The organism is Sphingomonas sp. (genome assembly GCF_035758555.1).
Taxonomy (GTDB): Bacteria; Pseudomonadota; Alphaproteobacteria; order Sphingomonadales; family Sphingomonadaceae; genus Sphingomonas_B.
The window spans coordinates 1-13,873 of the sequence record NZ_DASTXI010000192.1 but is presented as its reverse complement, the minus strand read 5'-3'; the positions used below and the strand labels follow the sequence as shown (position 1 = coordinate 13,873).

The 13,873-nt window shown below is 68.2% G+C and carries 13 protein-coding genes; 2 read left to right on the top strand and 11 right to left on the bottom strand.

Annotation, left to right across the window (positions count from 1 at the left end):
- The 9 genes from VFT73_RS11475 to VFT73_RS11435 form a co-directional block, all read right to left on the bottom strand.
- The coding region (locus tag VFT73_RS11475; protein ID WP_326411145.1) for a CocE/NonD family hydrolase at positions 1-1,175 on the bottom strand (1,175 nt) is incomplete at its 3' end.
- Positions 1,172-1,924, bottom strand: coding sequence for an ABC transporter ATP-binding protein (locus VFT73_RS11470; RefSeq protein WP_326411142.1), 753 nt, complete (start codon positions 1,922-1,924; stop codon positions 1,172-1,174). The genes VFT73_RS11475 and VFT73_RS11470, both read right to left, overlap by 4 nt.
- Positions 1,921-3,585, bottom strand: a complete 1,665-nt coding sequence (locus VFT73_RS11465) for a dipeptide/oligopeptide/nickel ABC transporter permease/ATP-binding protein (RefSeq protein WP_326411140.1) — start codon at positions 3,583-3,585, stop codon at positions 1,921-1,923. Before VFT73_RS11465 ends, VFT73_RS11470 begins: the two co-directional genes overlap by 4 nt.
- Positions 3,582-4,499 carry an ABC transporter permease gene (locus VFT73_RS11460; protein WP_326411138.1) on the bottom strand — a complete coding sequence of 306 codons (918 nt, stop codon included), beginning with the start codon at positions 4,497-4,499 and terminating at the stop codon, positions 3,582-3,584. The genes VFT73_RS11465 and VFT73_RS11460 overlap by 4 nt, the downstream gene beginning before the upstream one ends.
- 17 nt (positions 4,500-4,516) lie before the next feature.
- Positions 4,517-6,097 carry an ABC transporter substrate-binding protein gene (locus VFT73_RS11455; RefSeq protein ID WP_326411135.1) on the bottom strand — a complete coding sequence of 527 codons (1,581 nt, stop codon included), beginning with the start codon at positions 6,095-6,097 and terminating at the stop codon, positions 4,517-4,519.
- Positions 6,094-7,287: a M20 family metallopeptidase gene (locus VFT73_RS11450; protein ID WP_326411132.1), complete on the bottom strand. Its 1,194-nt coding sequence runs from the start codon at positions 7,285-7,287 to the stop codon at positions 6,094-6,096. Before VFT73_RS11450 ends, VFT73_RS11455 begins: the two co-directional genes overlap by 4 nt.
- Positions 7,287-8,042 carry an SDR family NAD(P)-dependent oxidoreductase gene (locus VFT73_RS11445; RefSeq protein ID WP_326411130.1) on the bottom strand — a complete coding sequence of 252 codons (756 nt, stop codon included), beginning with the start codon at positions 8,040-8,042 and terminating at the stop codon, positions 7,287-7,289. Before VFT73_RS11445 ends, VFT73_RS11450 begins: the two co-directional genes overlap by 1 nt.
- Positions 8,039-9,628 carry an AMP-binding protein gene (locus VFT73_RS11440; protein WP_326411128.1) on the bottom strand — a complete coding sequence of 530 codons (1,590 nt, stop codon included), beginning with the start codon at positions 9,626-9,628 and terminating at the stop codon, positions 8,039-8,041. Before VFT73_RS11440 ends, VFT73_RS11445 begins: the two co-directional genes overlap by 4 nt.
- Complete coding sequence (locus tag VFT73_RS11435) at positions 9,625-10,437, bottom strand: enoyl-CoA hydratase/isomerase family protein (RefSeq protein ID WP_326411126.1); 813 nt, start codon at positions 10,435-10,437, stop codon at positions 9,625-9,627. Before VFT73_RS11435 ends, VFT73_RS11440 begins: the two co-directional genes overlap by 4 nt.
- A 71-nt stretch (positions 10,438-10,508) precedes the next feature.
- Between VFT73_RS11435 and VFT73_RS11430 the strand changes: the two genes are divergently transcribed.
- The gene (locus VFT73_RS11430) at positions 10,509-11,312 is read left to right on the top strand and encodes an enoyl-CoA hydratase/isomerase family protein (protein ID WP_326411124.1); all 804 of its coding nucleotides are present in this window, start codon (positions 10,509-10,511) and stop codon (positions 11,310-11,312) included.
- A gap of 16 nt (positions 11,313-11,328) precedes the next feature.
- Complete coding sequence (locus tag VFT73_RS11425) at positions 11,329-12,537, top strand: acyl-CoA dehydrogenase family protein (RefSeq protein WP_326411122.1); 1,209 nt, start codon at positions 11,329-11,331, stop codon at positions 12,535-12,537.
- 556 nt (positions 12,538-13,093) lie between these two features.
- On the opposite strand, the gene VFT73_RS11420 is transcribed toward VFT73_RS11425, so the two are convergent.
- On the bottom strand, positions 13,094-13,375 hold the full coding sequence (locus VFT73_RS11420; protein ID WP_326411120.1) for a hypothetical protein: 282 nt from the start codon (positions 13,373-13,375) through the stop codon (positions 13,094-13,096).
- A 1-nt stretch (position 13,376) separates the two neighbouring features.
- Positions 13,377-13,873, bottom strand: a 497-nt coding sequence (locus VFT73_RS11415; protein ID WP_326411117.1) for a recombinase family protein, incomplete at its 5' end; no start/stop codon positions are given.

The following is a 13,873-nucleotide window of genomic DNA, read 5'->3' as shown; positions in this document are numbered from 1 at the left end:
GGCTCGCCAAGGATCGTCATCTCCTCGGCCAACGGCTCCGACGTTACACAGAGCGCGCGCGCATCGTCCTTTTCCTGATGGAGCACATCCGGGAAGGCCACACCCATCGGATACCAAAGGCCCGCTTCCACCCCCGCCAGCTGCTCGACGGGCACCGGCTGGTCGAACCGCGCAACTTCCTCCCGTCGGTCGACTCCCTCCGGCGGCCAATGCTGCGCGCCGCGCCAACCGTCCCTGCCCTGCACCTGATAGACGACGGGTGGACGGGCGGGCACATCCTCGCCTTTCAGCCAGCGGTCGAACCAGTGCCGGATGTCGAGCAGCCAATCATAGGGCGCAATGGCGGACGAATCGGGCGCGGCGTGCGACCATGGTCCGGCCAGCAGCTGCTTCGGCGCCCGGCAGCGCCGATAGGCGTCGAGCGTGCCCCGACACAGCAAGTCGCGCCAGCCGGACATGAAGAAGCTTGGCGCTTCGATCTGCTCGACAGCGATCACGCGCCGCTGCCAATAATCGTCCTTCGTCGGGTGCGCGGGCCAGATCAGCGAGGAGATGCTGCCGCTGTCCAGCCGCTCCAGGCGACTGCGCCAGGCGTCCCGCCAATGCCCGTCCGGGTCGGCCTTGCCCGGCGGCGCGAGTTCCAGCGCCAGCACGAACGCCGACCATGCCGAGGCACCCAAGCCGTTGGGGCAGCCGCCGGGATAAACGAAGTCCTCGTATATATCGGCGGCGCCATAGATGCTGGCGATCGCCTTCAGGCCGGGTGGGCGCTCCGCCGCGATGCCCAAGGCCTGTGCGCCGCCATAGGAGGTGCCCCAGATGCCGACCGCCCCATCGCACCAGGATTGGCGCGCAGTCCATTCGACGACTTCCGCGCCGTCCCGCGCTTCCTGCGGGTCCCAGGCATCGAGGCTCGGCCCATCCGACGCGCCGTAACCGCGGACGTCGACCAGCAGCGTCGCATAGCCGGCTCCTTCGAAATAGCTTCGCGGAAAGGCGCAGCTGGCGCCGATAAAATCGTCCTTGCGGTAAGGATAGAAGCTGGCGAGCAGCGGAAAGGGGCCCTCGCCCGGCGGCAGCGACAGGTGCGCGGCCAGGCGAGTCCCGCCGGACAGCGGGATCAGCAGGTCGCGACCGGTCGCGGGCAGCGGCGGGCGGGGATCGGTCGTCGTCATGACACCTCGCAGGTTTGAACGGGGGACGGGAGGGCAAGACGCGGCACCGCCTCGAAAAGCGCTTGCGTATAGGGGTCGGCCGGCGCGCGCGTGATCTCCTCCGCCGCACCGGCCTCGACGATCCGGCCGCCGCACATCACTGCAATGTCGTCGCAGAGATACCGGACCACTGGCAGGTCATGCGAGATGAAGATCAGCGTGAAGCCGAACCGATCACGCAAGCTGCGCAGCAGGTTGAGGATCGAGGCCTGGACCGAAAGATCGAGCGCCGAGGTGATCTCGTCTGCGACCAGCACGCGTGGGCGGGCGGCCAGCGCCCGGGCGATGGCGACCCGCTGCTTCTGACCGCCGGAAAGCTGTGCCGGCCGGCGCTCCATCAGCGCGGGATCGAGCGCGGCCAATTCGAACCAATCCCGAACATCCGCAGCAGTGGACCGGAGGCCGAAACGCGGCTGCAACGCCTCCGCGACCGAGGCGCCGCAGCTCCTTCGCGGGTTGAGCGCGCCGGCCGGGCTCTGGAAGATCAACTGCACTGATCTCGACGTGGCGGCTGGTTTTCCACCGATCAGGATGTGACCGGCCGAAGGGCGCACAAGACCAGCGATCAATCGGCCGAGTGTCGATTTGCCGCTGCCCGATTCCCCGACGATTCCGAGCGATCCGCCCGTCGGCACCGCGAAGTCCAGCCCGTGCAGCACCTCCTGGCGACCGTAACGCGCCCTGACGCCCTCGGCCCGGATCGCGCTCATTGCACGGCCCCTGCCACCAGCGGACGGGAGCGGTCCGCGTCCAGCTCGACGATGCTGGCGATCAGGGAGCGCGTATAGGGATGCGCCGCCTGAGAGAGCGCAGAGACGGGCAGTTCTTCGACCACCCTGCCCTTTTTCATAACCAGCACGCGGTCGCAGAGCTGGGAAACTACCGCGAGGTCGTGGGAGACCAGCAGGAGCGCCAGATGCTGCTCTTCGCAGATCCGGTCGATCTCGGCGAGCACGCGCGCCTGCACGGTCACGTCAAGCGCGGTCGTCGGCTCGTCGGCAATCAGCAGTTTCGGCGCGACCATCAGGCCGGACGCGATCGCCGCGCGCTGCAGCATGCCGCCGGAAAATTGGTGCGGATAGGCGCGCATTCTGGCCTCGGGCGCGTCGATCCCGACCGTCTCGAGTCGCTGCCGCGCCCGTTCCCGCGCCGCGCCGCGTCCGATCCCGGCATGTTCCAGCGCGCCTTCGACGAGCTGCGTGCCGATCCTGAGCACCGGGTTGAAGGCGCTCGCGGGGTCCTGGAACACGAAAGCCAGATGGCACCCGAACGTCCGCTGCGCCGCAGGGCCCGCTGGGGCGATCGGCTGGCCGAGAAACTCGGCGTGCCGGGCAGTCCACCAGGCTGCATTCGGCAGCAGGCCTGCGCAGGCGCGCGCCGTCATCGTCTTGCCGGAGCCGGATTCGCCGACCAGGCCCACCCGTTCGCCGGGACGGATGGTCAGGGAAAGATTGTGCACGACCGGATCGCGGCCGAAGCCGATCGTCAGCCCCTGGATGTCCAGCACTGCCTCGGAGCTTCGGCTGGCGGATGTGTCCGTCGGGAGAGCGGGACGTCTTCGCGACGCCGGCTGCGCGCCGTCCAGGTCTGACGCCAGCGACTCCCCCAACGCGGCCATGATTACCCCCGCCGCCATGATCGCCGCAGCCGGCGCGATCGATGCCGTCGGGCTGATATAGATGCGACTGAATCCCTGGTTCAGCAAGCTGCCCCAGTCGTAATCCGGCAGTTGCACGCCAAGCCCGAGGAAGGACAGGCCCGACAAGACCAGGATCGCGCCGCCGATGCTCATTAGAAGCGTGACCAGCAGCGGGCCGGCGATGTTGGGCACGAGGTGCCGCACCAGGATTTCGGCAGGCCCGGCGCCGAGCATCCGCGCGGCCGCGACATAGTCGGCAACGGCAATCCCGCCGGCGAGCGTGTAGGTCAGGCGGGCGAAGATCGGCGTCAGCGCCAGCGCGATCGCGAACAGCGCGCTGCCGGCGCCCGCACCGAGCACGGCCGCGACGAAGAGCGCGAGGAGCAGCGCGGGAAAGGCAAGCAGCGTGTTGATCACGGCCGCAATCGCCTTGCCTCCACGCCCGCCGATCAGCACCGGCAAGGTGCCGAGCAGGATTCCGGCCGCGGCCCCGATGAGCGCCGCAAGCGTGCCGATGCCGAGCGACAGGCGCGTGCCGACGAGCACGCGGAGGAGCACGTCGCGGCCAAGCTCGTCCGTGCCGAACCAGTGCCGCAAGCCGGGCGTGAGCAGCGCCTGCTCCGGCTGGATTGCCGAGGCCTGCTCGGCCCACAGGATGGGCGCAAGGATCGCGATCACGATCAACGCGGCGCCGGCGGCAAGCGCACAGGCACGTCCGGCCCCGCGCTTCATCGCCGCAAGCCCGTCCGCGGGTCGATCAGCGCGATCAGCAGATCGATCGCGAGATTGGTCAGCAGCACCAGCAGCCCGAAGGTGAGGATCAGCCCCTGGGTCAGCGGGAAATCCTTCTGCAGAATCGACAACACCAAAGTCGAACCGATGCCGGGCCAGGCAAAGACGTTCTCGACCAGCACCGTGCCGGTCAGCAGGCCAGCGAAGATCAGCCCCGCCGCCGTTAGCGTCGCGGTCATGCAGTTGGGCAGCGCATGGACCAGGTAGCGCCGCCAGCGGCTCAGCCGCTTGGCCCGGGCAGCGAGCATATAATCCTGGGCCAGCATGCGGATCGCTTCGACCCGCACGATCCGCGCCAATGCGGCCGCGGGCGCCAATGCCAGCGCGAAGACGGGAAGCACGAACGAGGCAGGTCCGGTCATGCCGGCCACCGGCAGCCAGTGCAGCGCCACCGCGAAGACGGCAGTAGACAGCACGGCGGTCACGAACTCCGGCACTGTGCTGAGCAGGCCGGTCGCACCGACGAAGACTCGGTCGGCGACGGCGCTCCTGGTGCGCGAGACCGCGGCGGCCAGCCCGGCCGCCGTGCCGCCCAGGAACGCGCATGCGAGCGCCAGCACGGCCAGCCGTACCGTGTTCGGCAGGCGCTGGGCGATGATGTCGACGACCGGCAGTTGCGACATGAACGACAGGCCCATGTCGCCGCGCGCGAGAGCGCCGACATAATGCGCCAGCTGCTCCGGAATCGGCCGATCGAGCCCCAAAGCCGCGCGGCGCGCCGTGACCAGCTCGACGGGCGCGGTCAGGCCGAGCGAGGCCCGGACCGGATCGCCCGGAACCAGCCGGATCAGCAGGAACGACAGGACCAGCAGCGCCGCGGCCGAGGCGAGGAAGCGAACGGTGGGCCCCGTCACTGACCTCCATAGCCCGATCATCCGTCGATCCTGATCGAGGTCGGCGCGATCAGCAGGCCGTTCATGCGGAAGCGCGCGTTCCTGGTCAGCAGCGCATTGTCGCTGTCGACGATCGGCAGCACCGCCGCGCGATCAAGATAGCTGCGCTCGATCGCGTTCCAGAGCGGGCACGAGTCCGCCCCAGACACCTGGTTCGCCTGCGCGATCCGCTCGGCCAGCCCCGGATCGCCGGCATGGGGAAAATTGAGCCCCTTGGGCGGTGCATCCCCCGAAGCGAACAGCAGGAAGCGGCTGGGCATCGACACGACGATCGGAACCCAGCTGATGTCATAGTCGCCGGTCCCGAACAGCACGTCGCCCACCTCGGCGCCGCTGACGCCGCGCGAGCGCACTTCAGCGCCGACCGCGCGCCACTGCGCGCTCGCATATTCGGCCGCATAGGCGGACGATGTCGGGTCGTTCAGGTCATGATCCCAGACGAGGCGCAGCGTCAGGCGCCGGCCGTCGCGGCTGCGGATGCCGTCCGCGCCGCGCCGCCAGCCTGCCTGGTCGAGCAGGCGATTGGCGGCCGCGGGGTCGAAGCCAAGGACGGTCGGGCTCATGATGCTTTGCGGGCAGCTCATCGGCGCCGCGCCCGAGAGCCGGACAGGCGACATGTCCGCGCCTGCCATCGCGATCCGTCCGATCCACTTCGGGTCGACTGCCATCGCGAGCGCCCGGCGCACGCGCTCGTCCGTGGCCACTCGACCAGGGGCCTGGTTGAACCACATCTGGATCGCCGGCGCGCGGCTGCCGATCGGGTGGAAGCCGGCAGCAGTCAGCCGCCGCCGATCCGGGCCGCTGACCGCCGCCGCAGTCAGCTCGCCTGCCAGCAGCAGGTTGGCCGCGGTCGAGGGGTTGGAAATGATCCGCACCACGACGCGCGCCGGCAGGCCTTGGCTGTCGGACCGCGTGCCGTCCGCGCCCCAGCGATAGCCAGCCCGGCGCGCTAGGTCGTAATGGCTGTTCGGCACCGATCGGGCGAGTTGGTACAACCCAGTGCCGAGGGTTTCGCGGACGAGCCGGCTACGGTCGCGCAACCCGGCCCGGCACACGATCGGCAGCGCACCGGTCGTTTCGGCAAGAAAGCTGAGCGGCGACGGCGCCTCGATCGTCAGCTGGCGCCGCGCGCGATCCGCGCGGACGCGGCTGCCTGGCGGAACGCCGCCGGGGCCGAGCTGGGGCGAACCGTTGCGCCGATCGAGAACGAAGCGGTAATTGTCGGCGACATCGTCGGTGGTGAGCGGCGTCCCGTCCGCGCAGGTGATGCCGGGCCGCAGCGTGAACGTCACGGAGCGGCCGGTCTGGCGCCAGCTTTCTGCAAGATTGGGAACGAGCCGCCCTGCGGCATCGCGCGCGAGCAGCCCCTCATAGGCGAAGGCAAGCAGGAACGCCGGCGCGAACGTCGCCGCCTTGTGCGGATCAAGAGCGCCCGGATCGCCGCTCAACGAGACGGCGAAAACGCCTTGCCCGGCGGCGCTCCCGCCCTGCTGCACGCTGCACCCGGCAAGGCCGAGGCAGCTTGCGAGCGTCAGGACAAGACGGACGCCCGGCTTCATTCGCGCGAGGCAAGCCGGTCGAGCACGAGTTGCAGATAGGTCTGCGTCGCCGCGATCATCTGCTCGATGGGAACCCATTCGTCCAGGCTGTGGGCCTGGTCGAGCGAGCCGGGCCCGCAGATCACCACCGGCGGACCGAAATAGGCGGCATCCGAGCTCGCCGGAAAACCGGTAATGCGCGTGTCGGGAAGGCCAGCCACTGATGCTGCAGCCCGGAAAGCTGAAACGATGTCCTGTTGCGCGTTTTCGTAAGGCTCCACGGTCCACCAGGCCGGCGACAGGTCCCAATCGCGCGCTTCCCCGGCGCCCGCCCCGATCTCCTCCGCAAGACGGGCGTGCGCGCTTTCTGCCGTCTCGCCCGGCAACAGCCTGCGGCTCAGCCCGACCCGGCAGCAGGACGGCACGATGTTCGGCTTCAGCCCGCCTTCGATGGTGCCGACATTGACGACGCCCGGCCCCAGCAGCGGGTGCGGCGCGTCGGCCAGCGTGTCGGCGTGGCGCACGAATGCGCCGAGCAGCTCGCCGGTCCGCAGGATCGCGTTACGGCCCGCACCTGGCACGCTGCCATGGGTCGCTTGCCCCTCGACCGTCAGCGTATAGGCGGCAAGACCCTTGGCGGCCGTGCAGATGCGAAGCTCGGTCGGCTCGCCGATCACGACCAGCTCCAGATCGGGCAGCGACGGGTGCAGGGCCTTCGCGCCCTGCTGGCAGAATTCCTCGTCGGCCACACCCGCGATCATCAGCGGCCCGGCGAGCTCGACGCCTGCCTGGGACAGGATCTCGGCCACCTCGATGTAGCAGGCGATCGCCGCCTTCATGTCGCAGGCGCCCCGGCCATGAACCCGGCCGTCCCGCACCTGCGCATGGTACGGCCGGTCGTAGCCGTCGACCTGCACGGTATCGAGGTGACCGGCGAACATCAGGCCCGCACGCCCCTCGGTGCCGGCGGGCCGCTCACATATCACGTTCGCGCGACCCGGCTCGAACTCGTCTATGCGCGCCGTCCAGCCGAGGCGGCGCAGGCGATCAGCGACATAGCCGGCAGCGCGGACTTCGCCCTGCTCGGCCCCGCTCACCGGCTCGCCGAAGGGGTTGACGCTGGGAATGCCGATCAGGTCGACCAGCGTCGCAACAAGCCGGGCTTCGTTGATCGTGAAGGCGTCGGCGCGGAGGGGGGCTGACTGTGCCATCATCCGGCCATCGTCAGCCCGCCGCTGACGCTCAGCACCTGGCCGGTCACATGGCCCGGCTCTTCGGCGAAATAGAGAACGGCGGCCGCCACGTCTTCCGGCGTGGCGAGCTTGCGCAGCGGCGTCGCGCGCACGATCGATTCCATCAACCGGTCCACATCCTCCTCGGATCGCATTTCGGCGAGCAGCGGGGTCGCGGTCGGCCCTGGACAGACGCAGTTGGCCAGGATGCCGAAACGCGCGACTTCGCGAGCGATCGACTTGGTGAAGGCAATCGTGCCGCCCTTGCAGGCCGCGTAAACGGTCTCGCCGGACGACCCGACCCGACCTGCATCGCTGGCGATGTTGACGATCCGGCCGGACGCGCGCGGCTGCATCCGCTTGAGCGCGGCATGCGTGACGTTGATGACGCCCAGCATGTTGATGCGCAGCAGGACGTCCCAAAGGCCGGGTTCGTTTTCCAGAAACGGCTGCACGCGGTCCCAGCCGGCATTGTTGACGAGCAGTTCGATCGGGCCAAGCTCCGCATCCGCCCGGCCGAGAGCGGCGGTCACGGCATCATAGTCGCCAATGTCGGCCGCCGCGGAGCCGGCGCAGGGCACCGACGCCGGCACCCGATCGCGGTCGATCACGAACACCTTTGCGCCGCGCGCGGTCAGTGCTGCGACGATGGCCGCGCCGATGCCCTTGGCCCCGCCGGTCACCACGGCCGTGCGGCCCGAAAGCAGCCCTCCCCCTTCAATGGATTGGGTCATCCTGCCCCTCTCATACGCACCTCGGATGGCTCGAAATCGACGGTGTCGCCGGTCACGCCCTCGGCAGCGAGGACATGCTTCGCGACCTTTTCGGTGGGTGTTCGCGGGATGGCTTCAGCGAGCCGGACGTAACGAGGGACCATGTGGCGGGCGAGTTGCCGTGCCGCCCAGTTGCGGACCGCTTCATGGTCGACGCGAGCGCCCGGCCGGGGCACTGCGGTGACCATCACGTCGTCTTCCGTCAGCTCGCTCGGCACGCCGTAAGCCGCCACTTCCAGAATATCGGGATGGCTGCCCAGCACCTGCTCGATGTCGAATGCGGAAATGTTCTCGCCGCGGCGGCGGATGATATCCTTCAGGCGACCGACGAAATGGAAATAGCCGTCGGCGTCGCGGCGGGCGAGGTCGCCGGTGCGGAGCCAGCCGTTCCGGAATGCGCCGGCAGTCGCGGCTTCGTCGCCATAATAACCGGCCGTGATGAGACCCGGCTCGCTGCTCCGGATCACGATCTCGCCGATCTCGCCGTTCGGCATCGGCCGGCCTTCGGGGTCGTGCACCTCGACCGTGAACGGAGCCACCGCGCGACCGCAGCTTCCCTTCCGGCGGGGTTCGCCCGGCGGGTTGTAGAGGACGATGCCAGCGTCGCTGAGGCCGTAAACCTCGACCAGTTCGAGGCCGAACCGCTCCTCGAACGCGTCGGCGAAGACCGGCGCCGGCACGCCCCAGGCCAGCCTGACCTTGTGGTCGCGGTCGCGCGGGGTCGGGGGCGCGCGGAACAGCAGCGTCAGCGTCGCCCCCATATAGTCGATGACCGTGGCGCCATGGCGCCGGCAATCGTCCCAGAAGCGGGAGACCGAGAAGCGGGCAGCCAGCGCCGCACAGCCGCCGGCAGTGATCGCGGCGGCGGCCGTGAAAATCGCGCCGTCCGCATGGAACAGCGGAAATGGCGCATACAGCGTGTCGTCCGGCCCGATGCCGAGTTCACGGCAGAAGATCGCAGGCTGGCCGATTATGTAGCTGTGCGGGATGCAGCACCCCTTGCTCGGCCCGGTGCTGCCGGACGTGAACAGCAGCATCGCCGTGTCGTACGGATCGACCGGGATGATCGCCGGCGCCTCCGCGCCCTCGTCGAGGAACGCGTCGAACCCGCTGGTGGGAAGCGGCAGCGCCGAGCCGCCCGCGGGATCGCCTCGCAGCACTGCATGCCTGACGTTCGGCGCGTCGGCGAGAACCTCCGCGACTGCGTCGAGGAAAACGGCATCGAGTATCAACAGCCGCGCACCGGTCAGCGCGAGCGCATGGGCCAGGGCCGCGCCGCGAAATCCCGCGTTGATCGGCACTTCGACCGCACCGATCCGATTGATCGCCAGCCACGTTGCGACATAGTCCGAGCTGGTCTCCAGCAGCACGCAGACTGGATCGCCTGCGGATACGCCTAGCGCGACCAGTCCGTTGGCGATCCGGCCAGACCGCTCTTCGAGCTCCCTATAAGTGACCGCCTCTTCTTCGCACCGGATGGCGATCCGATCCGGATGCTCGGCCGCGCGCCGCGCCAACAGCTCCGGCAGGCTGCGGGGAGCCGTCATGCGTCGCCCCATCGGGGCTGGCGGCGTTCGAAAAACGCGCGAACGCCTTCTTCGCAGTCCGGCGACTGCCGCGCCTCGAGACAGGTCCGTTTTTCACACGCGAGCGCCTGCTGCAGGGCATCGCGAAGCGGGGCGTTCATCATCGCGCGTGTCGCCGCGATCGCGCCGGGCGCTCCGCTCGACAAGACCGCTGCGCAAGCAACTGCTTCGTCCACCAGCCGCTCGGGTGCGATGAGCGCATCGACCAGGCCAGCGCGCAGGCACCATTCGACCGGGCGAGGCTCCCCGTCGAGCAGCATCCGGCGCGCGCGCGAGGGTCCGATCAAATGCGGCAGCAGCACCGTCGCGCCGTTCGTCGCGACCAGCCCCAGCCGCACTTCCGGCGTTGCCGCGGCAAAGAAGGGCGTCGCCAGCCGCACGTCGCAAGCGAGCACAAGCTCAAGGCCGGCACCATAAGCCGGACCATTGAGCGCAGCGATCACCGGCTTCGGACAGTCGACCAGCGCGAGAGTAAGGCTCTGCAATGCATCGAGCACCCGCTCGAACTCCGCCGATCCCGATGCCCTGAGGCCGGCGAGATCGTCGCCGCTGCAGAAGCTCGCGCCCGTCCCGGTCAGGACCAGCGCGCGCAGGTCCGGGTCCGCGGCAGCGCCGCGCACTTCGGCCAGCAATGCATCGAGGAGCGCCATGTTCAGCGCATTGTGCACGCGCGGGCGCGCGAGCGTCAGCACCGCGATTCCCGGCGACGCCCGGCTGACGAGGAGCGGCTGCTCTTCGTCTTCCTTCCTGCCGGGCGCGGTTCCGTGCATTTTCCCTCTCGTCAAATCCAGCATTGGCGCTATTGGTATCGATCGATCGATCGATTGGCAAGAGGGTTCCGATGATTGAAGAACGATATCCCGAACTGCACCCCATCCTCGACGAGCATGGCGTGCTCGAACTGGTCCTAAACGATGCGGCGAAGCTGAACGCGGTCGATGGCGCCCTGCACAGGGCGCTGGCGAATGTCTGGCGCGACGTCGACGCCGATCCGCGCGTTCGCGCCGTGCTGCTCCGGGCCGAGGGACGCGCGTTCTCCGCAGGCGGAGACCTCGCCTGGGTCGAGCAGCTCGCAATCGATTTCGAGGCGCGGGCGCGGGGGTTCAGGGAAGCGCGCGACCTCGTCTACAATATCGTCAACTGTAGCAAGCCGACGGTATCGGCGATTAACGGCGTCGCGGTCGGCGCGGGGCTGGCGCTCGCGCTGCTGACTGACATTTCGATCGCGGGGCGTTCGGCGCGCTTCATCGATGGCCATACGAAGCTCGGCGTGGCAGCCGGCGACCATGCCGTGCTGGCCTGGCCGATCCTCTGCGGCCTCGCCCGGGCGCGCTATTATTTGCTGTTGTGCGAGCGGCTCGACGGCGCGACGGCCGCGGAAATCGGCCTGGTCGCGCTCTGCGTCGAGGACGATGAATTACTAGCCCGCGCGCGCGAGGCCGCCCATCGCCTCGCGACGGGTTCGGCGACCGCGATCCGCTGGACCAAGCAGAGCCTCAATCACTGGCTGCGCATGGCCGGGCCGGCGTTCGAAGCGTCGCTCGCCGCGGAGTTTCTCGGCTTCTCTGGGCCCGACGTGCACGAAGGCCTCGCCGCGATCCGGGAAAAGCGCGATCCGCGCTTTACCGGCCCGTCCGACGACTGAGACGACGGAGAACGCGATGCCGCTCGATCCTATGGTCCTCGAAGACCTGCTTTCCCATGTCCGCCGCTTCGTCGACGAACGACTGCGCCCTCTCGAAGCCGAGGTCAGCGAGAAGGATGAGATCCCGTCCGCAATCCTCGACGAGATGCGGGCGCTGGGGCTGTTCGGCCTGTCGATCCCGGAAGTCTATGGCGGGCTCGGCCTGTCGATGGCCGAGGAATGCCGCCTTATTCTCGAGTTTGGCCGGACCAGTCCCGCCTTTCGCTCCGCCTTCGGTACTAATGTCGGGATCGGCAGCCAGGCGCTGATCCGGTGCGGAACCGAAAAGCAGAAGCAGACGTGGCTCCCCCGCATTGCGACGGGCGAGCTGGTGACGGCCTTCGCGCTGACCGAGCCCGGTGCCGGCTCCGACGCCGCTGCGGTGCAGACGCGCGCGATTAGGGATGGCCAGGGTTATCGGCTCAGCGGGCAGAAGATCTTCATCACCAATGCAGATCGGGCCAGCCTGTTCACCGTCGTCGCGCGGACCGACCCGGACCGCCCGCGCGCCTCCGGCCTCAGCGTGTTCCTGGTGCCGCGCGAGAGCGCCGGACTGACGGTCGGCCGCCCGGAAAAGAAGATGGGCCAGCAGGGCGCGCGGGTCTGTCCGGTCTTCTTGGAGGACGTTGCGGTGCCGCTCGACAACCGGCTCGGCGAGGAAGGCGAAGGATTCGGCATTGCGATGGACGTGCTTGCGCGCGGGCGCATCCATATCGCGGCCTTATGTTGCGGCACCGCCGAACGGCTGATCGAGGATTCAATCGCCTATGCGTCCGAGCGTCGGCAGTTCGGCCGGCCGATCGCCGAGTTCCAGCTCATCCAGGCGATGATCGCGGACAGCGTCGCGGAGTCGCTCGCGGCGCGTGCGCTGGTTCTCGACGCCGCCGCGCGTTTCGACGAACAGGCGGCCGCGCCCGCGCTGGTCTCCTCGGCCAAATATTTCGCATCGGAAATGGTGGGCCGCGTCGCCGATCGTGCCGTCCAGATCCATGGCGGCGCCGGCTATATCGCCGATCACGGCATCGAGCGCTTCTATCGCGACGTCCGGCTGTTCCGAATCTACGAGGGAACCAGCCAGATCCAACAACTCATCATCGCCCGAGACCGCCTGAACTCAGCAAGTGCGCGACGCTGGGTCGATCAGCTCGGAGGCGACGCGAACCGCAACGTCATCCCGTTGGTATAAGCAGGAGTAATGGCGGCTCTGCGCCATCGCTGCCGATCGCGGGCCCCATGCTCCAGCGTCTGCTCTGCGGGCAAAGCGCTCGCACTCAGAAATGTCAATCCAGGTCCCAATGCGATGACGGTTAGGCAGATTCTCGTTCGACTGGCTCGGCCCGGGACGGGCCAGCTATGGATCAGACGGGGAGCGCCGCAGCGAAGCGGCGCATGACGCCCCCAAGCGTCGGCGTCGGCGACGAGTGATGGAGGAGGATCGGCGACATCGAACTCGACGCCCATCTCACGCGCCACTCGGGCGGATGTGCGGGCCATCCCGGTCACCAAGCTTCCAGGGCATTCTTTGCGGCCTTGCGCCGCTCGAGATCACTAAAAAGTGCTGGAAAACCAGCCGCTTGCCGGACGATTCCGGACGTTGCCGGAAGAACAAATGGTGCCAGGAGAGGACTCTCATCGTCGCGAGCATCGGTTCGCGCTGGGTTTTCGAAGCGTTCGGGCATGCTCACCTCGACGATGTGGGACGCGGCAGGTGGGCCTTTGCCGCCGTATAGGTCAAGCGGCGGTCATCGTCTCCAAGCGTCGTAATCGGGACCGTAGCTCGATCCTGAGAAGATGTGGGCGATGAAGGAGCCGACGATCACCACGATGGCCAAGGCTGCGACGATCACGACGCCTTTGACGATAAGGGCGAGCAGGCCGGAGCCCGCATTTAGGAAGACGGACGAGACCGGCTCATTGTGCTCGCGCGCGTCCCTGATCTGATCTCGAAAGGTCACGTAGATCAGCCCGAGCACGGGGATGATCCACCAGCTATGGACGAGGAGCGCGATCAGCCAGAGCGGCATTTCAGGCCGCCAGAGCCCTATAGACGCTCGCCCGACCGATGTTGAGGCGCTTGGCGATCTCGGTTGCTCCAAGGCCCTCAGAACGAAGCTGGCGCACCTCTGCGGGGCTGATCGAGGCAGGACGGCCCTTATACACCCCACGCTGCTTGGCGGCCTCGATGCCGCGCCGCTGGCGCGCCTTGATGAAGTGCTTCTCCATCATGCCGACCATGCCGAGGATGGTGAGCATGACCTCGGCCATCATGTCGGTGCCGTCGAAAATGATTTTCGGATCGTCGATGTGCAGCACTGCGCCTTTGGCAACGATCCGCTTGGCGATGCTGAGCAGGTCGGCGGTATCGCGGGCGAGACGGTCGGGGTGGAGCGCCATCAGGATGTCGCCCTTGTCGAGCAGCCGGATCGCGGCTTCCAGTTGATCGCGGCCATCGAGGCTCGATCCGTTGCCGACATCGCTGAACACGACGACCGCGCCGAGCTTCTCCAGCTTGGCCTTCTGGG

Bases quoted from the DNA above. Each gene is read 5' to 3' on its own strand.
- VFT73_RS11450 (WP_326411132.1), bottom strand. From the start codon at position 7,287: ATGGCACAGTCAGCCCCCCTCCGCGCCGACGCCTTCACGATCAACGAA.
- VFT73_RS11470 (WP_326411142.1), bottom strand. From the start codon at position 1,924: ATGAGCGCGATCCGGGCCGAGGGCGTCAGGGCGCGTTACGGTCGCCAG.
- VFT73_RS11465 (WP_326411140.1), bottom strand. From the start codon at position 3,585: ATGAAGCGCGGGGCCGGACGTGCCTGTGCGCTTGCCGCCGGCGCCGCG.
- VFT73_RS11430 (WP_326411124.1), top strand. From the start codon at position 10,509: ATGATTGAAGAACGATATCCCGAACTGCACCCCATCCTCGACGAGCAT.
- VFT73_RS11420 (WP_326411120.1), bottom strand. From the start codon at position 13,375: ATGCCGCTCTGGCTGATCGCGCTCCTCGTCCATAGCTGGTGGATCATC.
- VFT73_RS11455 (WP_326411135.1), bottom strand. From the start codon at position 6,097: ATGAAGCCGGGCGTCCGTCTTGTCCTGACGCTCGCAAGCTGCCTCGGC.
- VFT73_RS11440 (WP_326411128.1), bottom strand. From the start codon at position 9,628: ATGACGGCTCCCCGCAGCCTGCCGGAGCTGTTGGCGCGGCGCGCGGCC.
- VFT73_RS11435 (WP_326411126.1), bottom strand. From the start codon at position 10,437: ATGCACGGAACCGCGCCCGGCAGGAAGGAAGACGAAGAGCAGCCGCTC.
- VFT73_RS11445 (WP_326411130.1), bottom strand. From the start codon at position 8,042: ATGACCCAATCCATTGAAGGGGGAGGGCTGCTTTCGGGCCGCACGGCC.
- VFT73_RS11425 (WP_326411122.1), top strand. From the start codon at position 11,329: ATGCCGCTCGATCCTATGGTCCTCGAAGACCTGCTTTCCCATGTCCGC.